Origin of the sequence: Rhodococcus sp. NPDC019647, assembly GCF_044389235.1 — a bacterium.
Taxonomy (GTDB): domain Bacteria; phylum Actinomycetota; class Actinomycetes; order Mycobacteriales; family Mycobacteriaceae; genus Rhodococcus_F; species Rhodococcus_F oxybenzonivorans.
Window position 1 is genome coordinate 55506 of sequence record NZ_JBIRXS010000025.1, and the last position, 20691, is coordinate 76196.

18 protein-coding genes and 3 pseudogenes are annotated in these 20691 nt (G+C 63.9%); 9 read left to right on the plus strand and 12 right to left on the minus strand.

All coding sequences use genetic code 11. The features are described from left to right. Nucleotides 1–17: 17 nt before the first annotated feature. The 4 genes and pseudogenes from ACH49N_RS30050 to ACH49N_RS30065 all read right to left on the minus strand — a co-directional run bounded on the left by ACH49N_RS30050 (nt 18) and on the right by ACH49N_RS30065 (nt 3772). Nucleotides 18–1478 carry an aldehyde dehydrogenase gene (locus tag ACH49N_RS30050; RefSeq protein WP_358276394.1) on the minus strand — a complete coding sequence of 487 codons (1461 nt, stop codon included), beginning with the start codon at nt 1476–1478 and terminating at the stop codon, nt 18–20. Nucleotides 1479–1499: 21 nt separating this feature from the next. Beyond that, nucleotides 1500–1785 (minus strand): annotated as a pseudogene (locus ACH49N_RS30055) (thiolase C-terminal domain-containing protein); the annotation flags it as partial. Between the two features lie 103 nt (nt 1786–1888). Beyond that, nucleotides 1889–2206, minus strand: a complete 318-nt coding sequence (locus tag ACH49N_RS30060) for a hypothetical protein (protein ID WP_358276395.1) — start codon at nt 2204–2206, stop codon at nt 1889–1891. A gap of 84 nt (nt 2207–2290) precedes the next feature. After that, nucleotides 2291–3772, minus strand: coding sequence for an acetyl-CoA acetyltransferase (locus ACH49N_RS30065; protein ID WP_358276396.1), 1482 nt, complete (start codon nt 3770–3772; stop codon nt 2291–2293). A gap of 1037 nt (nt 3773–4809) precedes the next feature. On the opposite strand from ACH49N_RS30065, the gene ACH49N_RS30070 reads away from it, so the two are divergent. The 5 genes from ACH49N_RS30070 (at nt 4810) to ACH49N_RS30090 (ending at nt 10584) form a co-directional block, all read left to right on the plus strand. Beyond that, nucleotides 4810–5619, plus strand: a complete 810-nt coding sequence (locus ACH49N_RS30070; protein ID WP_358276397.1) for an enoyl-CoA hydratase-related protein — start codon at nt 4810–4812, stop codon at nt 5617–5619. A gap of 466 nt (nt 5620–6085) precedes the next feature. Further along, entirely contained in the window at nt 6086–7243 is a 1158-nt protein-coding gene (locus ACH49N_RS30075; RefSeq protein ID WP_358276398.1) for an acyl-CoA dehydrogenase family protein, read from the plus strand. 212 nt (nt 7244–7455) lie between these two features. Further along, on the plus strand, nt 7456–8199 hold the full coding sequence (locus ACH49N_RS30080) for an enoyl-CoA hydratase/isomerase family protein (RefSeq protein WP_358276399.1): 744 nt from the start codon (nt 7456–7458) through the stop codon (nt 8197–8199). 6 nt (nt 8200–8205) lie between these two features. Further along, nucleotides 8206–9408 (plus strand): acyl-CoA dehydrogenase family protein, encoded by a 1203-nt coding sequence (locus tag ACH49N_RS30085; RefSeq protein ID WP_358276400.1) that lies wholly within the window; start codon nt 8206–8208, stop codon nt 9406–9408. Between the two features lie 24 nt (nt 9409–9432). Beyond that, nucleotides 9433–10584, plus strand: coding sequence for an acyl-CoA dehydrogenase family protein (locus ACH49N_RS30090; protein ID WP_358276401.1), 1152 nt, complete (start codon nt 9433–9435; stop codon nt 10582–10584). Nucleotides 10585–10735: 151 nt separating this feature from the next. Here ACH49N_RS30090 and ACH49N_RS30095 read toward each other — a convergent pair whose 3' ends face one another. Further along, nucleotides 10736–10921: a hypothetical protein gene (locus tag ACH49N_RS30095; protein ID WP_358276402.1), complete on the minus strand. Its 186-nt coding sequence runs from the start codon at nt 10919–10921 to the stop codon at nt 10736–10738. A gap of 151 nt (nt 10922–11072) precedes the next feature. Between ACH49N_RS30095 and ACH49N_RS30100 the strand changes: the two genes are divergently transcribed. Next, nucleotides 11073–11825, plus strand: a complete 753-nt coding sequence (locus ACH49N_RS30100; RefSeq protein ID WP_358276403.1) for an SDR family NAD(P)-dependent oxidoreductase — start codon at nt 11073–11075, stop codon at nt 11823–11825. A 246-nt stretch (nt 11826–12071) separates the two neighbouring features. Here the strand turns inward: ACH49N_RS30100 and ACH49N_RS30105 are convergent. Next, nucleotides 12072–12986, minus strand: a pseudogene (locus ACH49N_RS30105) (alpha/beta fold hydrolase); the annotation flags it as partial. A 114-nt stretch (nt 12987–13100) separates the two neighbouring features. Between ACH49N_RS30105 and ACH49N_RS30110 the strand changes: the two are divergent. Next, nucleotides 13101–13481 (plus strand): hypothetical protein, encoded by a 381-nt coding sequence (locus ACH49N_RS30110; RefSeq protein ID WP_358276404.1) that lies wholly within the window; start codon nt 13101–13103, stop codon nt 13479–13481. Here the strand turns inward: ACH49N_RS30110 and ACH49N_RS30115 are convergent. Further along, nucleotides 13472–14092, minus strand: coding sequence for a carboxymuconolactone decarboxylase family protein (locus ACH49N_RS30115; protein WP_358276405.1), 621 nt, complete (start codon nt 14090–14092; stop codon nt 13472–13474). The two genes, ACH49N_RS30110 and ACH49N_RS30115, sit on opposite strands and share 10 nt — an antisense overlap. A 705-nt stretch (nt 14093–14797) precedes the next feature. Here ACH49N_RS30115 and ACH49N_RS30120 point away from each other — a divergent pair. Both ACH49N_RS30120 and ACH49N_RS30125 read left to right on the plus strand, forming a co-directional pair. Next, nucleotides 14798–15390 (plus strand): annotated as a pseudogene (locus ACH49N_RS30120) (IS1380 family transposase); the annotation flags it as partial. Between the two features lie 390 nt (nt 15391–15780). Beyond that, complete coding sequence (locus ACH49N_RS30125) at nt 15781–17163, plus strand: MFS transporter (RefSeq protein ID WP_358276406.1); 1383 nt, start codon at nt 15781–15783, stop codon at nt 17161–17163. On the opposite strand, the gene ACH49N_RS30130 is transcribed toward ACH49N_RS30125, so the two are convergent. The 5 genes from ACH49N_RS30130 to ACH49N_RS30150 all read right to left on the minus strand — a co-directional run bounded on the left by ACH49N_RS30130 (nt 17153) and on the right by ACH49N_RS30150 (nt 19640). After that, nucleotides 17153–17569, minus strand: a complete 417-nt coding sequence (locus ACH49N_RS30130) for a transposase (protein ID WP_397504816.1) — start codon at nt 17567–17569, stop codon at nt 17153–17155. The genes ACH49N_RS30125 and ACH49N_RS30130 overlap by 11 nt on opposite strands. A gap of 227 nt (nt 17570–17796) precedes the next feature. Further along, nucleotides 17797–18078 (minus strand): transposase, encoded by a 282-nt coding sequence (locus tag ACH49N_RS30135; RefSeq protein ID WP_397504817.1) that lies wholly within the window; start codon nt 18076–18078, stop codon nt 17797–17799. A 19-nt stretch (nt 18079–18097) separates the two neighbouring features. Beyond that, nucleotides 18098–18457, minus strand: a complete 360-nt coding sequence (locus tag ACH49N_RS30140; protein ID WP_397504818.1) for a hypothetical protein — start codon at nt 18455–18457, stop codon at nt 18098–18100. Then, nucleotides 18454–18696, minus strand: a complete 243-nt coding sequence (locus ACH49N_RS30145; protein WP_397504819.1) for a hypothetical protein — start codon at nt 18694–18696, stop codon at nt 18454–18456. Before ACH49N_RS30145 ends, ACH49N_RS30140 begins: the two co-directional genes overlap by 4 nt. 326 nt (nt 18697–19022) lie before the next feature. Further along, nucleotides 19023–19640: a TetR family transcriptional regulator gene (locus ACH49N_RS30150; RefSeq protein WP_358276407.1), complete on the minus strand. Its 618-nt coding sequence runs from the start codon at nt 19638–19640 to the stop codon at nt 19023–19025. Nucleotides 19641–20691: the final 1051 nt, after the last annotated feature.

Consider the following 20691-nt stretch of genomic DNA (forward strand, 5'->3'; position numbering starts at 1 on the left):
ATGACGTCAGGGTCCGGTCAGTGGGTGCCGAAGTAGACCGACTTGGCGGTGAAGTAAGGGTGCAGGCCCTCCGGGCCGAGTTCGCGACCGAGACCGGAGGACTTGACACCGCCGAACGGCGCCGCGAGATCCAGCGCGTAGTGGTTCACACCCACGGTTCCGGTGTGGATGCGGGCGGCCAACTCGAGCCCGTGCTGCTCGTCGGTGGTCCACACCGTGCCACCGAGGCCGTAATCCGAATCGTTGGCAATCGTGACCGCCTCGTCCTCGTCACCGTAGGGGGTGATCGTCAAAACCGGCCCGAAGATCTCCTCCTGCGCGATACGTGCGGAGTTGTCCACATCCGCGAACACCGTCGGCTCGACGAACCAGCCCACCGCTTGCGAGGACGGCCGTCCCCCACCGGTGGTGACGCGGTAGCCGTCCGCGCGGCCGGCCTCGATGTACCCGAGCACCCTCTCGCGTTGCGCGGCGGACACCAAAGGACCGATGTGCGTGGCCTTGTCCAGAGGATCGCCCACCCTCAACGTCCGCACCGTCTCGGTCACGGCCTCGACGACCTCGTCGTAGCGCGGCCGGGGTGCAAGGATCCGGGTGCTCGCGTGGCAGGTCTGACCGTTGTTGACCAGCGAGACTTCGAGCAGGTTCTTCGTGAACAGGTCGAGATCGGCCTGCTCAGTGACGATCGCCGCAGACTTGCCACCGAGTTCGAGGGAAACCGGACGCAACAACCGCCCACAGACCTCACCGATTGCCCGCCCGGCTGCGGTGGACCCGGTGAATGCCACCTTGTTGACGCCGGGATGCTCCACCAGATATGCGCTCGTCTCGCGTCCGGCAGGCAGGACGTTGACGACACCCTCCGGGAGCCCGGCCTCGACGGCGGCGTCGGCGAAGACGAAGGCATCCAATGCGGTCTCCGGTGCCGGCTTGAGTATCACAGTGCACCCCGCGGCCAGGGCCGGCGCCAGTTTCATCGCGGCGAGCGGCTGAGGGTAGTTCCACGGTGTGATGGCCGCGACCACTCCGACCGGTTCGCGTCGCACCACGGTACGTCCGCCGAATACGCTGGGTCGCACCTCCTCACCGGAGTCACCCCGGACGAGACCCGCATAGTACGAGAACATCGCCGCAGGACCGATCCCGTTGGCCCCGTTGGACAACGAGATCGGCATACCGTTCTCGCGACTGACCAACCGAGCCGTGTCGCGGCCGCGCCCCTTCAGTGCCGCCGCGAACCGGTCCAGCAGATCGGCGCGTTCGGCACCGTTCATCGTGCCCCACGGTCCAGCCAGGGCGGCGCGAGCCGCAGCGACGGCCGCGTCGACATCGGCGTTCGAGGCGAGTGCGGTTCGGGCCAGCATCTTCTCGGTGGCAGCTTCGATCACGTCGGTGGACTCACCGGACTTCGGCGGCACCCACCGGCCCCCGATGAACAGTTCGTTCCGATCTGCGATCTCACCGTATGCAGTAGTCATCCGTACCTTTCGAATACCGTGTCAGAAGTTGTCTTCGTTGCCGAACAACACTGAACTCACCAGCGGTGCCACCGGCCCTCCCATGAACAAGGAGGTTCGGCGCCGACAACCCGATTCGGAGAGCTCGGCGGATCTGACGGACCGCTTCGCCGGCCAGGTTCAGCCCGTTGACCAAGGAGTCGGCCAGATTGCCGCCGCTGGCGCTGACGGGAAGCTGTCCGCCCAGAGCAGTGAGATTCTCCACCGTCATGAACTCGCCGGGCGCCTCACCGGGCGGGCACAGACCATCGTCGATCAGTGGAGCCACTGGCACTCGCTTGCCATTGTTGGCAGCTGTAGCAGGAACCGCAGAGGGAGTTCGTCCTCGAGGAACCCCTCCCAGTGCGGCAGGTCGAGTCCGTCGGCCGCCGTCATGCCTGCGCCCCTGTTTCAACGTCGAAATTCTCGAGCCGGGCAGCGAGCCAGCGTCCGCCGTGGAGTTCCCAGATCGACCGGAGTCCGATCGTGCGGTCACTCACCTCGTACACGGTCTCGCCGACCATGAGATCACCTTCGGCGCGGACGTCCACGATCCGGAACGATTCGACGGCCGAGCGCGGGGTATCGACACCGTCGAAGACCTGCGGGAGGTTGCCGGGCACCATATCGGCGATTGCCGCCTTCATATTTCCGCTGACGACATAACCCACATGCTGTTCGTACAGGGAACGGAAGCCTTGGACAGACACGGGAACTCCTTGGATCAAGGACACGCCGTGGGGCGTATCCGACAGATGCTTTCAACTCAAATGATCAGCTTCATTTCGTCGTTGCTATTCCAGGCGGAAGTCTCCGCCGGGTGCGACCGTCACCTTCTCACCGACCACGTCACTCGTCGCAAGTCGGGCGAGGTTCTCGGCGTCCGTGCAAGTCGCAAGAATACGATCGCCCATCGGCGTCCGCGCAGCGAGGAACGCGCGCTCCAGGTTGCCGCCGCGTCCGTACACCACGGTCCACGCCTCCGCTGTCGCCGTTCCCTCGTACGAGACCAGCGCCGAAGTCTTCGGCTTCGCATCGACCTCGGCCTGTACGTCCACGCGCCGGAATCCGCCGGCGGGCGGCTCGGTCCGGTATACCCCCATCGCGTGTTTCGTGAGGTAGCCGCTGTTGGCGGTCACCAACCCGTATGAACCGGGTGCTTCGCGCAGGTGAGTCAGCATGGTGGCGATCGAGTGGGTCACGTAGTTGTTCCACGGTCCGCCTCCGAAGGTCAGTCCGCCGGTGATCGTGAGTGGACGCGCAGGATCGTCCAGCGGCAGACCGAGTTCGTTCGCTGCGACCTGTACCGCCGAAGGGAAGCACGAGTACACGTCGACGTGTGCGACGTCGTCGAGACCGATACCGGCGAGTTCGAGTGCCCGCGCACCGGCAATACGAATGGCCGGTGATCGGTCGAGCGCGGTCCGCTCGGCAATCGCGTAGGTGTCGTACGCTTCGGTCCCCGACTGCGGGAAGACCCAGTTCTCCTTGGGGATTCCGAGTCTGGTTGCGATCTCCACCGAGCACATCAGCACTGCCGCACCTTGATCGACCATGTTGTTCGCATTGAGAAGCTTGGTGTAGGGCGTGGAGATCATCCGGTTGTCGGCGGACGGGACAGCGATTTCGTCCGCGGTGTACGCGCGTTTCACCCACGCATTCGGATTGGTCGCCGCGACCTCACTGAACCGTACCCACAGATCACCGATGAACCGTTGATGCTCGTCGAGGGAACGACCCGCCGACACACGCAGGGCCTGCTCGAACAGCGGATACACGTACGAGGGCCGGTCCAGGCCGATACGCCGTTCGCTCTCGGCGTCCATCGGCACGTCCGTGACCAGGATCTTCGCAGCCGGAACCGACTCGTCCTGCATCGTCCACTCGGGGCGCAGCTTCTGCTGACGTAATTTCGTACGGGTGCGCCACGATTCGGCGCCGCCGATGAGCACGACGTCGGTCCGGCCCGCCGAGATGTCCTCCGCAGCGGAGTTCACCATCACTTGCGGTGTGCTGCCACCGTTTCCGGAATAGCCGGTATGACGGACGGTCGCGCCGATCCGCTCACCTACCAGGGCGCCCGGGTCGCGGTAACGCCACGAGAGCAGACCTACTACCCGCACGGAGTCGACCAGCTCCAGCAATCGGACCGACCCCGCCTGCTCCGCAGCAGCACGCGCGGCGCGCGCCAGGAGGTCGACGGGCTCGACACCACCGTTGCGTTCGTCAACCTGCCCACCGCCGACCAGGATCGGGGTTCTTGGATCGAGGGCCATCACTGCACCGCTTCCAGGATTCACTCACGATTCTCGGGACGGATCCCCGCCGAGAATGAGAGAAGTCAGACACATATTTTTCTACTTGGATTCCATCTCTTCGATGGTTCTGTCGGCAGGACCACCGAACTGATCACGGACGCGCTCGAGATGACGGTCGGCACGAACCGGCGCATCCGAGGCAAGAGCCTCCGTAACGATCGTGGATCGCGATATACTGCAGCGGGTTTCGCTGATGTATGTCGCAGTCACGGAATCCGGCCGAGTCGGGGCCGGATCTGGTCGGTTTGGATTAAGTAGCTCGCAGGGTCGTTCTTCCGTCGATTCAACAGAGTGGCGTTGATGTGCTCGAACTGGCCTGCGGAAACGTTCGGCATCCGCTCACCGCCGACGAAGAGACGATCCGCCAGGCGTGGACTCTCCACTGCAACGTTCCAAGCGCTCGCCTTCCTCACTTACTCAACACTGATGAATAATGAGACAACGTTAGCATCGTGGACCTTCTCATTGCAATGAGCGTCCCGTCCCAGGATCGGATAATGACGACGGTGGCCGACGACGGCGGGTTCCGCCAGGCCCAGCCGCCAGCCAACACGAACACGATCGCGTGAACACCACATGGCCGTCGAGCCGCATACTGCCACCGCCGCGAGGCCGGAAGCCGAAACGTGAGACCAACGGTTTGGCACTTTCCCACAACGCATCCGGCCCCAATGACAGAGACAACTTCCTCGACCATGAATCACGATCCACTTCATCCGCATGGGACGCGTTCCATCACCTTCCGGGTCGAATGACTGCGCCGACATGCCCGGGGCTTCCGCCCACTTCGACGGGGGAACCGACCACAGCCGCACGGCGGCAACCTCGCTCGTGCGATCGACACGCTCCAGATCCGGAAGCTCCGCGAAAGTTCAAGGATGCCAATCTCATACCTTGCAGTTTTAAACTTTGCCATTTAGTCTGGCCTCAATTGCGGTCGCAACCTCTTACCTCATACCCAGCGTGTGCGGCCCTCGAAGGAACATGGAGCGTCAATGCCCGACCTCGTACTGACCGAACGGCCCCGTCCCGGCATTCTTGTAATTCGGTTGAATAGACCCGAGCGACTCAACGCCATGAACTCGGAGCTGATCGAGGCACTGCACGGCGTACTTGCCGCAGTGCGACACGACTCCACAGTTCGCGCGGTCGTGTTGACAGGTGCCGGCCGTGCCTTCTGCGCAGGAGTCGACTTGCACGGCTACGACGACCCGCCGGGAGCAGTCGACGACCTCGGGCGGATACAATCCAGCATGCTGGTTCAACAGCACATTGCGAGCTTGGTGGATGCCTTCCGCAGCGTGCGTGCACCCATCATTGCCGCTGTCAACGGCGCCGCTGCCGGTGGCGGACTTGCTCTCGCGCTGATGTCCGATGTCCGGATACTTGCCGACGATGCTTCCCTGCATCCCGCATTTATTCGTCGGGGTTTCTCCAATTGCGATATTGGAGTGAGCTGGCTTCTGCCTCGGATGATCGGATTCTCTCGCGCTGCGCAAATTATGCTCACCGGCCGCACGATCGGCACGGAGGAAGCGGAGCAGATCGGATTAGCATCGTCGGTCGAGCCACTGGATCGCCTGCTCGACGCTGCACTCGAGACCGCAGAGACCATCTCCCGGAACAGCCCATTCGGGGTATGGATGACCAAAGAGGTCTTGTGGTCGAACCTTGAATCACCGTCGATGAGGGCTGCCATCGACCTCGAAAACCGCACACAAATCCTCAGTGCTCAAACCTTGGACCACCGAGAAGCGGTCGATGCGTTTCTCCAGAAACGAACAGCAACGTTCAGGAATCAGTAAGTCACCGAGGCCGAGACTGCTGCACGCTGGAGTGCAGGATCCTGCCACGCAGCCGTAATGCCACACATTGTCCGTGGCCCCAGTTCAACGATACCCATACAGGGTCTCGCACGCCCGGGCGCCATTCGAATGTGGCACCCATACCTTTCCCGACTTTGCTATTACACTCGTAGATTTCGTCCCTTCCCCGCAACAGTATCGCTGCCAGATAGACCGTTCGTCGCGAACACATCAACGCTGCGAGGGACTGCATCGACACCCCGTCCACCTGGCGGGAATGTCCCGCAGAACCTTCATTCCTCGAACTAAACACTGACACTACACAATTCGCATCTCCGCGCCGTCGCTATCCGGCTCGTCGGAGGAATCGACGCTTCTACCTGTTCCGCTCCCCTTTGAGTAGACCCGCCGCCGAGTCACACCTGCAGCTACCCCACCCGTATCCGCCGTACCCGAAGGACGTCCTGTGCAGCGCACGATCTACAACGAGGACCACGACACATTCCGGAAAACCATCCGCGACTTCATCGCGAAAGAAGTTGTACCGGTCCATCAGGAGTGGGAACAGCAAGGTCATCCGCCCCGCGACTTCTACCGCACACTCGGCGATCTCGGGGTTCTCGGCATTCAAGTTCCGGAGCAGTTCGGCGGCGCCGGGGAGACCAGTTTCAAGTTCTCCGCGATCATCGCGGAAGAGACCACTCGTGCAGGCGTGACCTTCGGAAACACTTCGATTCACACCGATCTGGTTCTCCCGTATCTGCTCAACTATGCGAACGCTGAGCAGAAGAAGCGCTGGATGACCGGATTCGCATCTGGTGACATCATGACCGCGATCGCGATGACCGAACCCGGCGCCGGCTCCGACCTCGCAGGCATGACCACCCACGCCAAACTGAATCCGGACGGTACCCACTACATCCTCAATGGTCAGAAGACGTTCATCAGCGGCGGCGCTTTGGCAGACCTCATCCTCGTCGTGGCCCGCACATCGGCACCCACCGTGGACAACCGTCGCCACGGACTGTCCATCCTGTGCGTCGACACCGCGTCCGACGGCTTTTCCGTCGGACGCAAGCTCGACAAAATCGGGATGCGCGCCTCGGACACCGCCGAACTGTCTTTCGTCGACGTGCAAGTGCCCGTCGAGGACCTTCTCGGTGAGGAAGGCAAGGCCTTCACCTACCTGGCCCACAATCTTCCGCAGGAACGACTCGGCATCGCAATCGGAGGCACCGCAACCGCGACCGCCGCACTACAGTTCGCACTCACCTACGTGAAGGAACGCGCCGTCTTCGGCAAACCCGTCGCCTCGTTCCAGAACACGAAATTCGTGCTCGCGGAGTCCGCCACCGAAGTCCAAGCCATGCAGCTCATGACCGACCGCGCCCTCGAGCTCCACGACGCCGGTGAGCTCACCGCCGCCGATGCGGCCAAAGCGAAGTTGTTCTGCACCGAAGCAGCCGGCCGAGTCATCGACAAATGCCTACAACTGCACGGCGGGTACGGATACATACTCGAGTACCCGATCGCGCGTCTGTACGCAGATACCCGCGTCTCCCGCATTTACGGTGGCACCAACGAAGTGATGAAAACAATCATCGCCAAATCACTCGGTCTCTGATCCGACTTAGCTCGTTTCGAAATGGCGTGCCGGTCCGCGCCCGGGGCAGCCCTACCTGCGCGAAGGATACAAAGGTGGCTCGACGAAGCAGAATCCGCAGCACACCGTTATACCGACCCGTGACAGGGGTGCCGTGGCTGGCGAGTGTGCACACTACCCTCTCAAAACTATTAGCGTTCGGTTAGTACCGACACACGGTGAAAGGGAGACAGATGGGCGAACTCGTAGTCCGCACCGACCACGACGGGTGGACGGTGCTCACGCTCAACCGTCCAGACAAGCTCAACGCACTCACGGTGGCGTTGTTCGCCGAGCTCCGCGAGCACGTCCTGGCCTTGCGGGACGACAGCACTGTCCGCTGCGTCGTCCTGCGCGGTGCAGGAAAGTGCTTCTCCGCTGGACACGACCTGTCGGACATCGCCGCCGGCGAGTCGGTGCCCTCCCCCGGATGGCACAGCGAGACGCTACGGATGCTGGAAAAACTGCCGCAGCCGGTGATCGCCGCCGTGCACGGCCACTGCTACACGGGCGCACTCGAGGTCGCGCTTGCCGCCGACTTCCTCATTGCTGCGGCAGACGCCCGCTTCGGTGACACGCACGCAAAGTTCGCCCTCACCCCCGTCTGGGGCATGAGCCAGCGCCTCCCACGCCGCGTCGGCGTCGCCACCGCCAAGCGGCTGATGTTCACGGCGGACATGATCGACGCCGCAGAGGCCGTTCGGATCGGGCTGGCCGAGTACACCATCCCGCTCGCGTCCTTCGACGCAGAAATCGAGGCGCTGGCAACCCTCGTCGCCGCCAACTCCCCCTTCTCGCATGCAGCCAACAAGCGCCTGCTCGACACGACGGACGGCCGCCCGCTCGACGCCGGGCTGCAGTGGGAAGTCATGGAGGGCGAGGGCCTGGGCCCGGACATGCAGGAACGCATTGCCGCCTTCACGAACAGAAGGACCTGATCACACATGGATATCGCACCGGACGCCGACCTCGAGAATTTCCGCAAGGAGGTCGCGGAGTTCCTGGACACCGCGCCGACCCCGGAGATCCGCGAGGCCGGCCGCAAGACGACCAGTCTCTTTCCCGCGTTCGAGCAGGTCATGGCCTGGCAGCGGATTCTGCACGCCCGCGGCTGGGCCGCGCCTGCCTGGCCGATCGAGCACGGCGGGCCGGGCTGGTCGGTGGAACAGCGGTACATCTTCGCCGACGAGTACCAGAAGCGCGGTCTACCGCCGTTGTTGCCGAACGGCCTACAGATGGTCGGACCGCTGCTGATGGAGCTGGGCACGCCCGAGCAGCAGGCCCGCTACCTGCCCGGGATCCTGTCCGGTGAGGACTACTGGACCCAGGGCTACTCGGAGCCCGGATCAGGCTCCGATCTCGCCTCGCTGAGCTGCTCGGCCGCCCCCGACGGCGACGACTACCTCCTCAACGGCAGCAAGATCTGGACGAGCCACGCACACCTGGCCAACCGGATGTTCATGCTCGTGCGGACCAGCAGTGAGGGTCGCAAGCAACAGGGCATCACGTTCCTACTGCTCGACCGGATGGACTACCCCGGCATGGAGGTACGTCCGATCATCGGGCTCGACGGCGAGCCGGAGCAGTGCGAGGTGTTCTTCACCGACGTCCGAGTGCCGCAGTCCGGGCGGGTCGGCGCGGAAAACGACGGCTGGTCGGTGGCCAAGCAGCTGCTCACGCATGAACGCGGCGGCTCGGCGCAGAGCCCAATGTTGCGCCATCGGCTCGGTGCGGCCCGCGAGGCCGCCGCCCGCACGCCCTCAGCGTTCGGTGGCACACTCGCCGAAGATCCGGTGTTCCGCCGCGATCTGGGCGAGCTGGAGGTCGAGATCGCGTCCTACGAGCACTTCGAAAAACTCGCCCTCAGCGGGCACGAGATCGCGCAGGACCCGGCCTTCCCGTCGCTGAACAAGGTGATGAGCTCCGAACTCACCCAACGAATCTCGGTGCTGATGACCCGCGTGGCCGGGCTGGACGCGCTGCCCGACCAGCGCGAGGCCCTGCACGTCGGCGCGCCGGTCGACCCACTCGGGGACGATCTCGCCCTCGTCGCGATGCCCTACTACCTGAACAGCCGCGCAACCACGATCTACGCCGGCACCAACGAGGTGCAGCGCGACCTCATCGCGCGCACGCTGCGCCACTGACCGCGGCACCGAACGGAGACCGGAATGAACTTCAGCTTCACCGAGGAACAGGACCTGCTGCGCGCCAGCGTGTCGCAATACCTGCAGCGTCACTACACCTTCGAGGACCGGCAAGCCGTCGTGCGCTCGAAGGCCGGCTGGTCGCACGAGGTGTGGCGCGGGCTGGGCGAACTCGGGCTCCACGCCCTGCCCTTCCCCGAGGAGGCCGGCGGGCTCGGCGGCTCGATCGTCGACGTCGTTGCGACCGCTGAGCTGTTCGGCGCCCACCTGGTCGTGGAACCGTACGTCGCCTCGGTCATGCTGGCCGGGACCGCTCTCGCCGCGGTCCCAGAGCACGCCGACACCGCCCACCGGCTCGAGCGGATCGTCGCCGGCGAGGCGATCGGGGCATTCGCCCACGAGGAGGGGTCGGGCATGCCCGACCCGGCGCTGGTGGCCACCCGCGCGGAGCGGACAGCCAACGGATACGTGCTCACGGGCGAGAAGAAGATGGTGCTGCACGGCGCCGACGCGGACATACTGGTCGTCTCGGCCCGCCTGCACGGCGAGCCGGGCGACCCCGACGGCCTCGCGCTGTTCGTCGTCGACCCGCCCACCGCCGGGATCGCGGCCACGCCGTTCGTCACCGTCGACGGACGCCGTGCAGCCCACCTGCGATTCGACGACGCAGAGCTGGCATCGGACGCGCTCCTCACAGCCGACGCCCACGACGTGATTATGAAGGTTCTCGACCGGGCGATCGTGGCACTCGCCGCCGAGTCGGTAGGTTCGATGGGCGAACTGCTGCATCGGACCGCCGAGTACGCCTCCACTCGCGAGCAGTTCGGCGTCCCCATCGGTACCTTCCAGGCGGTGGCCCACCGGCTCGCCGATATGAAGATCGCCTACGTCAAGGCGCGGTCGACGCTGCTCTATACAGCCGCGCTGGCCGAGGCCGAGCAGGCCGAGCCGCACGACCTCGCCGTGTTGAAGGCACAGGTCGGTCGGCTGGGCCGGGTGATCGGCGAGTCCGCGATCCAGACGCATGGCGGGGTCGGCATGACCGACGAGCTGCCGATCGGTCACCTCCACAAGCGCATACTCGCGGTCGACGCGATGTTCGGCGCCACCGACCACCACCTCAGGACGGTCGGGGCCGGACGACCGGAGCCGCAGCCCGCGTCCCGGGCTGGCTGACCGGGTCCGGCGAGGGCCGACTGCGGTAGGTGCAGTCGGGTGTCGTGCCCTCGCCGTCGGCGGACCCCCTCGCAGACCCGCTGCAGCACGATCGTCGGGCGGGACGCTTCCCTGCCTGTCACGCCGTGGGTTTTCTTGAGGCTGAGCGTGTTCACTCGAGTTTGCGGTCGAGTTCCGCTGCCGTCAAAAGAGCCGGCGCCGTGCCCAGAATCCCATTGGCACGACGCGCATCTCGGTTCTCGCGCTTGAGTTCGGCGATCCGTTTCGCCTCGTCCGTCGTAGTGCCCGGACGATCGCCACCGCCGATCTCGGACTGACGAATCCTAGGAGCATACACGCGAATTGGGAATCCATACGCACCGACCAATTCAACAATGTCGTGGCAGTGGACATGGCGCTGTTACGTCGGCGCGCGTCGACCGGGAAAATTGGACCGTAGTTCGACGGCTCGGCGGGTCGCCACGGTCAACTGAAGGAGAGGAGTTCGGATGAACTTGCACAATCGTGTTTTCATCGTGACCGGTGGTAACGGAGGGATCGGTCTCGCGCTGGCGCGCGGTGTCGGGCGAGCCGGCGCGCAGGTGGCTATCTGGGCGCGGTCTTCGGATCGCAACGCCGAGGCGGTTGAGCAACTCGCCACGGAGGGGATCGACGCATTCGCAATCCTTTGCGATACAACGTCGGAAGATGGTGTCGAGCGCGCAACCCAGGCGACAATTGAGCGCACGGGTCGTATCGATGGCGTATTCGCCAACGCAGGCATTGCCTCTGCCGCACCATTTCTGGATACTTCACTCGGCGACTGGCGGCATGTTGTCCGCACCAACCTCGACGGAACGTTTCTCACGACCAGGGCGGTAGCGCAGCGACTCGTCGAACAGGGCGAGGGTGGATCCATCATCGTTGTCTCATCGATGGTCTCGCGATACGGCGCGGCAACGCAAGCGGCGTATGCCACGACCAAAACAGGATTGATCGGTCTGGGTCGCAGTCTGGCGGTCGAATTTGCGCGGGATCGGATCCGGGTGAATGTCCTGATACCGGGATGGACCGAGACCGGGATGAACGCAACCTTGCGACAGAGCCAGAAGTTCATGGATGCGACCACCAGTCGAACGCCGATCCGGCGGTGGGGGCAACCCGAGGACTTCGAGGGCGTCGCAGCGTTCCTGGCGGATCCAGAATTGATCTACCACACCGGCAATGAGGTAGTGGTTGACGGCGGATACAGCATCTTCTAGCTCCCGGACCTCGGCAGGTCAAGACGCGAATTTCACAAACGGACGGCTCGACACATGGATGGCGTTCGTTGTCGCACACGAAGTTGCCGGCACCGAGGAGCAAAAACGAACAGCGCTGCGCATGTGGCCCGAGCGGCCGCTGCTGCCGCGTTCACACGGAGGTAGACGTCGGCCAGCAGATGGCGATGACGTCCCCGGCAGAGCCGAGAGAACCCCTGGTCGGTCACGGGCGAGATCACAGTGGCATCAGTGCCGGGAGGCGACCACGACGTCGTCGAGAAAGCCCTTCAATCCGCTGCTGAAGACATCGTTGTCGTCGCCGGCGACCATATGACCGGCCCCGGCGACGTCGATCAGGGTGGCGGTCGGGATCAGCTCGAGTAGTTCCTTCGCGCCTTCCTCGCTGACCACATCGGACTGCTTGCCGCGAACGAGCATCGTGGGAACGGTGATCGCAGTTGCGGCGTCCCGAGCGCGTTCGTATCGCACGATCGAATCGGCCTGGCGGGTGGGTTCGTCGCCGTGGCGCAGGAACGCCGGATCCCAGTGCCAGTACCACCGGCCGTCACGCAGGCGAAGGTTCTTGTGCAAACCGGCCGGATTGGGCTTGCGAACACGATTCGGGGTGTACGCCGCGATCGCGGCCGCAGCATCATCGAGGCTGTCGAACCCGTCGAGGCCACTGCGCATGAACGACATAATCTGCGCGGTGCCGCCGGTTTCGACCTTCGGAGCGATATCGACCAGGACCAGACCGCGTGCGAGCTCAGGATTCTCCCCCTGCCCGATCAACGATGTCATTCCACCCATCGACGCACCGACGAGAACCGGCTTCTTCCCCAGCTCACCGATGATCGCCGTCAGGTCGGCGACCAACGCATCCATGCCGTAGTCCCCGTCGGTCGCCCACTGTCCCCATGTCCACGCGCATCCACAGCGATGGCGGACCAGCCGTCCGCCGCGAGAGTGCGTCCGGTGTTGCGCCAGGAATGCCGAGTCTGCCCGCCGCCGTGCAGCAACAGCACCACACCCTTTCGGTCGACACCTGACCCGCCGGCACCGAGAGTCGGTGGATCCCACCGGTCGGCGGCGAGGGTGAGACCGGCACCGCGGAAGGTGCACTGGGTGACTACGGGATCCATGGAAGTTCCTCACCAACATTTCTCGCGTGGAGCATTCTTTCTCATGGTGCACTACGGGTGAACAGCAATTCACCCGTACTCGTTTCTTGAGGTCGTCCTCGGCCCGACCCTGCGGCGATGATCCCCCGCGCTCGTGCGGATCGGCAGCGTCGAGGTCACCGGCCGGCTCGATGGTCTCGACCGGCGGCGCCGTCAGGTCCGCGACGTCGCGAAGCAGCTCGACAGTCTCACCGACGAGCTGAGCGGCGTCCTGCGCCCGGAGGTCGAGGCCTGTCCACCGGCGGGACCGCCGCCATGGTCGACCCTGTCCCGCGCCCGTATCAGCCCGCGTGAACGGACCACCCGATCTTTTTCGGAGCGTCGCCACTCCGGGGTCGAGAGCAGGACGAGTCTGGTCCTCCTCAGCTTCGAGGCCACGTCACTGTTCCATGACCGGTTACCGCGTGTCGTCGCGATCCTTCAACCAACCTGCCTGGGCAGTACATCTGGTCTATGTCGCGGCGGTCACGGGTGATCGGGCAGATACGCGCGCAACTCCTCTTCCGTCTGTACCGCGAAGGAACGCAGCGCCATCGACAACATGGAGTAGCTACCCACCGTGAATACGAGGTCTGTCACTTGCCTCTCGTCGAAGTGAGCCTTCGACTCGATCCATGTCTCTGCGGAGATGGCGCCGTCCTGGAGCAGTTCGTCGGCCGCAGTCAGTAGGACGCGCTCGGACTCCGACCATTCTCCGGCGCGGGGGCCTTCCATTACCCGTTCGAGGTCCTCGGGTGTGAAGCCGACGCTCGTGGCAATGTGGGCATGCTTTGCCCATTCGTAGTCACTCTGCTGCAGATGCGCGACCCGAAGGATGAGCAGTTCACGCTGTCTGGTGGACAAGGTGTTCTCGGTAAGCAAGTACTTATTGAAAGGCAAGAATGCCATCGCCAACGAGGGATGATTGGCCAACGTGCCGATAACATTGTCGCCCGCGGAGTTCCCGCCGCTCTCGTGGGCTGGCTGACCACCGTCCGCTTCCTCGGCGTCGCCGATGACCGTCGACCGCAGATTGAGGACCAAATCCGTCAACTCGGGCGACCACTCCGATATGGGCAAGGGGTCGATTCGAGCGGTTGCGCTCAAGTCGGCAGAGTCCGGTGCAGTAGCGGTTGATGGTGTGTCTGCCCCGGGCGAATCGCCGTCCGTGCTGCTGCTGCAAGCTGAAAGAGCTAGTGCCGCAGCAATCAAGGCAGCGAGCAGGGGATGTACTCTCATGACATTTCGTCCTGTCGTCCGGTCACGACACCTCCGCAACATCATTCAGCTGCGGCTCGTACACCAAACTGATGTACCTAGGCCCCCTTTAGGGCAAATGCTGTGAGTGATGTGCGAGGTCATCGCGTGATTCATCGTTGATGAGTGAAGTATCACAGGAAGTGTAGGGATGTTAGGTGGATCGTGCAATCGGAGCTCTCATCATCGCTGAAAACACCAGGTAGACCCGCGAGTTTCTCGACAAGGCACTGTCACGTTGTTCACCTCGTGACAACTGGGAGAGTCGGTAGGGTGAACACCGCTATGCCGCTGCACAAGTGCAACCGATCTCCGGACGAGATCATCAACTACTCTGTGGGGGTCACACTTTCGGTTCTCGCTCAGCTTCCGGGAGGTGGAGGAACACATCCTCGAACGCGATGTCATGGTCAGCGACGAGACGATCCGCCGATGGTGCGCCAAATTCGGGCAGACCTACGCCGACGGGCTGCGCCGACGACGCCCACAACCCGGTTCCGGTACCCGATGCGGACACGCGGGGGGGTGGGGACGTAAACCTCGATCCACCAATCAAACGTGCGCTTCTCGCTCGTCCTGGCCAAGAACACCGCGGTCCCACGCGCGATCGGCTCGATAGCCGACGACGCGTGGACACCGGTGCACTATCCCGGTGCCGTGCGTGACCCCGACACCGGAGCACGGATCTGAAGATCCTAGGTCACCGAAACTACCTACACTGCTTTCGATTCCAGCAAGACTGCGGTCACTGCGAGGTTGATCGTGCGCCGCGTCGGTAAGGCCCGCTTCCCCGACGCATTTGTTCCCAGTTTGGCGATACACCCGTTCTTGACCAACACCACCGCCCCGGCCGCCGATGCCGATGCCACCCATCGCCGGCACGTGATCATCGAAACCGTCTTCGCCGACCTCATCGACGGACCCCTCGCACACATGCCGTCGGGGCGGTTCGGGGCGAACTCCGCGTGGGTGCTCTGCGCGGTGCTCGCCCACAAATCTTCTGCGCTCCATCGGTGTTCTTGCAGGCGGTGGGGCATGCATGTGCCCGTGGGGCAACGCTACGACGCACGATCGTCAGTCTTCCGGCCCGCTTGTGTCGACCGCAACGAAAATCGCGCTTGCGGCTACCCACCCACCGGCTTTGGTAGGACAAGTGGCTTCAACCGTGGGCCAACATCATCGGCCAAAGGCCAACCTTGACCACCTGAACATCGACCGACCCGCCGAGACGGCACGACCGGAGTCCCACCGGCGGAAAAGCTGGGCAGACCAGCGATCACCACACGCCCGTAACCGATGTGATTCACCCAGGGTCAGTTGGATATTTGCGGATTGCATTCCGCAGGATCGACTAGCCCCGCGAGATGGCCAAGCGGTCGAGCCGAGGTCGTGCCCCCGTCGAAAAGCTTGCGCGCCCACCTGACGTACTCAACGACGATGAAATTGCCTCTTGCGCGATGCACATCACAATCCTATGCTACCTGTGACGATTCACTCATCAGTGATGAATTTTCGGATCAGCAGAACGGAACATACGCATGCCCCGACCTATTTCGATCGCGGAGATCATCGACAGCTCGCCAGTGTCAGCGATTCAGAAACGAACAATCACCCTGTGTGTCGTGCTGGCCGTCCTCGACGGCTTCGACGCGCTGCTGCTCGGCTACGCAGTACCGGCGATCGCAAAGGATTGGGAGATAGGCCCGGCGGAGTTCGGTATCGTCATGTCGGTCAGCGCGGCCGCGATGGTATTGGGCAGCATCATCTTCGGGTCGATTTCCGATCGCCTGGGACGTCGACGGTTGGTTATTGCCGGCACGGTGATATTCTCGATCCTCACGCTGCTCACCGCTTTCGCATCATCGATGCCGGTGCTCATCGGACTCCGGGCCCTTGCGGGTCTCGCACTCGGCGGCGTCACGCCGAACCTGCTCGCCCTCTCGTCGGAAGTCTCGCCGAAAAGGATTCGCGGAACGGTCGTTACCGTCTTGACCAGTTCAATGGCGATGGGCGCCTTCTTGGGCGGCATCGTGGCGGCATCGCTCGTCCCGACATTCGGATGGAAGTCGCTCTTCGTCGTCGGCGGCGTCGTCCCGCTGCTGGCCGCGATCGCGGCCTATCGGTGGCTGCCGGAGTCGATTGCCTTCCTGGCCACCCACGGTGAGAGTCGCAAGGTCGCGGACTATGTCCGTTCCATCGATGGTGTATCGACGTCCTTCGGACCGGATACCGAATTCGTATACCACACGTCCGAGGTGCCGGAGAAGGCCTCGATGAGTCGACTGTTCGGCGGTGGGCGTGCGGTCACCACCGCGGCGCTCTGGGCAGCGTACTTCCTCACCTTGCTGGTCTTGTATTTCCTGATGGGATGGATGCCCACCTTGTTCGAGGACGCCGGAATGTCCGCGACCACGGCATCCACTGCGACCGCGTTGTTCTCTCTCGGTGGTGTGGTGGGCGGAATTGTTTTCGGCCGCATCGGGGATCGAATCGGAAGCCCGTCCTGGGTGGGTGTCGGTAGCTTCACCTTTGCGGCAGCATTCATCCTGCTCACCGCGGCCCTGATGGGGACGAATCAGATGCTCACGCTCACGGTGGTCTTCATTACAGGTTTCGGCGTGCTGGGCAGTGCAGCGATCATGAACGTCATCGCGGCCGGGAGCTACCCCACTGCTATCAGGGGTGCGGGGATCGGCTGGGCACTAGGCATCGGGCGGCTCGGGTCGATCACCGGACCGGCGGTCGGCGCGATTGCCCTGGCCCTGAGTCTCGGCGCGGCGACGATCTTCTCGTCGATGGCGGTTCCCGCGCTGGCCGCGGCGATCCTGCTCGTGGTGATCGCCCGGCGTTCCTCATCAGCAGCAGAGGACAGCGTGCCCCCGGTCACCGCATCCGCAGCAAGCCCAACCCTCAAGGGCTGATGCCGCACCGCCGCCTCACGGCGCGGGACCACGGACAGCACCGTTCGACAGCTCGGCCTGCCGGCGAACTGTCGAACGGTGCATTGTTGCACCACCGCAGGACGAGCTGGGTACGGACCGTCGGTGCGGCCGTGTGCCGGCTCTTCCGGTTGTACAGTGCATTGATTGCGTGGGTGAGGTTGCCGCAGTGCAGCAATGACCGAATCCGGTAGTGCGGTAGGTTGCGGAACCCGAGAGCATGACGGCCCAGCGCTTCGCGCCGACCGTTGATCGCCTCGGTTGGTCCGTTCGAGGCCCGGTAGTCGAAGTAGACCAGCACGTCCGCCCGTCTCCGGTGCAGGGTGCGGCCGAGATGGGCGAGTTCGTCGAGACCGTCCGGGACGCCGGTGCGGATCGTGTCGATCACCCGAGTCAGCCTGGTCTTGCCACGGCGACGGTCTGCGTCTGCGTCTGCGTCTGCGTCTGCGTCTGCGTCTGCGTCTGCGTCTGCGTCGATGATGTCCTGGTATCCGTCAGGTGACCTCGACCGCGACGTGCCGTTCGTCGACGAACACCGTCTCGAGCCGCCGGCGTTGCCGGTCGCTGAGCAACTCCTCGCGGGTACGAGCCACCCGACGGATTCCGTAGAGCGGATCACCCGAACGGCACGGTGCCGCAGGTGTGGTGCTGGACGCGCTGGCGGCACAGATCCAGCTTCATCCCAGCGAGCGCGACGACATGAAACGGATCCATCACCGTCACCACATCCGGAACTGTGTTGGTCGCAGCGGTCTTGTAGCCGTCGAACCCGTCCATCGCGACCACCTCGATGCGGCCGCGGAAGTCGACATCACGCTCTCCCAGCAACGTGGTGAGCACCGTCGACGAGCGTCCCCACACCAGATCGAGCAGGGCCCGCCCGACACCGTTGAACACACCGGCGTCAGGTCCACGATCACGGCCACATACCCGTTACCGGCCGCCCGGCGGGTGTGGACCCAACGGTGCTCGTCGACGCGCCCTGGAACTCCGCCCACGCATGCTCCGATCCCCGCACCGAGTCGAGTCGGGTGGGATCGGTGGCGAGCAGCCCGGTGGTGGCGTCGACCGCCATCGCGCTGACCATGCCCCAGGACGGGCCGAGCTCGCGGGCGATCGCCTCGACGGAGATGCGTCGAACATCAACCGTCGCACCACATGTCGGGCACACCTGCGGGTGGTCGACGAACCCGGGCGGGTAAATCGATCGACGTTGCGTCGGAACGCCTCCCCCGCACACGGGATGTTCTCGCATCGACAGCGGGGGAATGCTCACCGCAACTGCAGGGGATGGACGGCCACCGGCAGATCGGTCACCGTCCGCACGATCGTGTCCGGGTACCGGCCGAGGTTTCCGCACCGCAGGCACCGGCCGGGTCCGTCGACCAGTAGGTCGCAGAACACGACGGTGACCTCGTCCTCGACGGCGGCATCGGTGATCGTGACACCAAGTTCGATGGTGCGCATGATCGTGTCGGCGACGATCGGGGCGGGCAGGCAAGTAGGTTCGGACATCGGGCTCCCGGGTGTGGATGACGATTCGGTGTAGGAACCTTCATCATCTGCCACCTGAGGCCCGTCTCACGTCAACGACACCAGCGTCAACCTCGGACCTTCACAGCTCCTGCTGCACTCCATTTCCGGAAGAGCCGGTGAGCCTCCAGCAGCGCGGCCTTCTCCGCAAAGCTTTCGGGGGCACGTCGCTGAAGGTTGAGGAGGTGATGGCGTGGGGTCCTCCACAGGTTTGGGTGGCTTCGAATCGAAGCCGAACCTGCCGCAAGGGCCCTACGTCTCACCTTTCCGCGCGTCGGATCAACTAGAGGCCTCGTCTTGGTAGAACGTCATCGACGGGCTGATCCCGTTCGCAGCTCGGTGATCAAGCCGTTGAGGAGTACGCGAAACGCGAGATTGAACTCGTCTCGGCGCTGTTGGATCATGGCAGCGACATCCTCGTCGTCCCCGGGTGTGATGACCGAGCCGGCATCGTAGTAGTGCGCGGTGACGGCGGCCGATCCGATCACGAACGCGTTGGTCGACTCGAGGATGAAATGGTGCTTATCCTCCGGGATTCGCTCCGACAGAAGTTGTTTGCGATGCACCGCATACAAGGGCAAGCTTGTCCATGCGACGTAGTTCTCCTGGAGGAGAGTACGCAGATAGGCGTTCTGTACGAGAAGGTCTCGATACCGGTTGCCGACGGCGATAAACCACTCCCGCCATTCCGGATAGTCCGACTCCTGCGGTATGTCGAGCATCGCGAAGGACATACGACCGACTGCGCGGAGCAATTCGCCCTTGTCCTTGAAATGGTAGTAGAACGCCGCGCTGTCGACTCCCATCTGGACGGCAAGTCGACGCATTGTCAATGCCGACAACCCTTCGCGCTGCGCGATTTCGATCGCAGCCTGCGTAATGCTGGCGCGGGTGAGCCCAGTCTCAACCTTGGGGCGCCGGCTCATTCTGCCGCTCGATTCCGTAGCCGTCTCATACGCCACACGGTAGTCGATGCCAACGCGGCGGCATCGAGCACGGGCGGCCGGTCTACGCCGCGACCCCCGGGCCACGGCCTCGATCGTGCCGGCGGGAACCTGCACATCGGCACTCTGACCCCGGCCACGGCAGCCCTTCAGGTCTGCGGCGAACTCGAGCAGCGGTCCTCGGCCTCGCGTGTTGCCACCGCAGCGGTCCACGTCCGTCCATGTGCCGGGCGACGGAACGACCGGCAGTCGGGAAGTTCGGCTTTACCTTGCCCAAACTCATCACACTGCAACCTTCAATCACCCAATCGCATCCCCCGACCCGATGTCGGGCCCGGACAAGCCTGCCCGGACCGCCCGGACCGCCGTCACGCAACTTCGTCCTCCGCTGCGCTGCGGGTGTTCCGTCCACCGCGGCCCTCACCTGGTGCAGCCCGCATGGACACGACATCGGGCAAAACACCAGGTTTGGCAAACCCCCGCCCTCCAGGGATGACGACTTGACAGACGTCGCAGGGCTGGTATGGTCCACCTCACACTCAACTAAGTTGAATTATCGCCTCGACGCCCGCGGCAGGCGCCTATCGGCACCAGTGACGAAGGCACGTCCATGAAGGAGGGGGCGCAGATGTTGGATTCGGAGTCGCCGGTATTTGCGATCACCGGCGGTGAACGTGGCATGGACCATGCGGTCGTCGACGTCTTCGTCGGGATGGGAAAGAAAGTGTCGCGCTCGATCTGGACAAAGCAAGTGCTCACCTCGCTCTGCTCGTCGTGCACCTCCGTCGACTCCGACGATGTCCAACCCCATGCCTGCCGCGTACGCCCCTCCAGGGATTCATGCGAATGGTTCGGGCGCAACCGCGACGACCTCACCCCAGCCGACGCGGTGGGACTGCCCGACATCTCGACCAAGCACGTCGCCTGTGACCAGCGCGGTATACGACCCAACATCGCACTCATGGAAGGGCATTCGGGATTCGAAACGGGGCGCCGCAAGCGACGAGGCCGCCCCGCACCGAATCGAAACGTT

Excerpts from the sequence above, each read along its gene's own strand:
- ACH49N_RS30050 (WP_358276394.1), bottom strand. The coding sequence starts at position 1,478 with ATGACTACTGCATACGGTGAGATCGCAGATCGGAACGAACTGTTCATC.
- ACH49N_RS30065 (WP_358276396.1), bottom strand. The coding sequence starts at position 3,772 with ATGGCCCTCGATCCAAGAACCCCGATCCTGGTCGGCGGTGGGCAGGTT.
- ACH49N_RS30070 (WP_358276397.1), top strand. The coding sequence starts at position 4,810 with ATGCCCGACCTCGTACTGACCGAACGGCCCCGTCCCGGCATTCTTGTA.
- ACH49N_RS30080 (WP_358276399.1), top strand. The coding sequence starts at position 7,456 with ATGGGCGAACTCGTAGTCCGCACCGACCACGACGGGTGGACGGTGCTC.
- ACH49N_RS30085 (WP_358276400.1), top strand. The coding sequence starts at position 8,206 with ATGGATATCGCACCGGACGCCGACCTCGAGAATTTCCGCAAGGAGGTC.
- ACH49N_RS30090 (WP_358276401.1), top strand. The coding sequence starts at position 9,433 with ATGAACTTCAGCTTCACCGAGGAACAGGACCTGCTGCGCGCCAGCGTG.
- ACH49N_RS30100 (WP_358276403.1), top strand. The coding sequence starts at position 11,073 with ATGAACTTGCACAATCGTGTTTTCATCGTGACCGGTGGTAACGGAGGG.
- ACH49N_RS30125 (WP_358276406.1), top strand. The coding sequence starts at position 15,781 with ATGCCCCGACCTATTTCGATCGCGGAGATCATCGACAGCTCGCCAGTG.
- ACH49N_RS30145 (WP_397504819.1), bottom strand. The coding sequence starts at position 18,696 with ATGTCCGAACCTACTTGCCTGCCCGCCCCGATCGTCGCCGACACGATC.
- ACH49N_RS30150 (WP_358276407.1), bottom strand. The coding sequence starts at position 19,640 with ATGAGCCGGCGCCCCAAGGTTGAGACTGGGCTCACCCGCGCCAGCATT.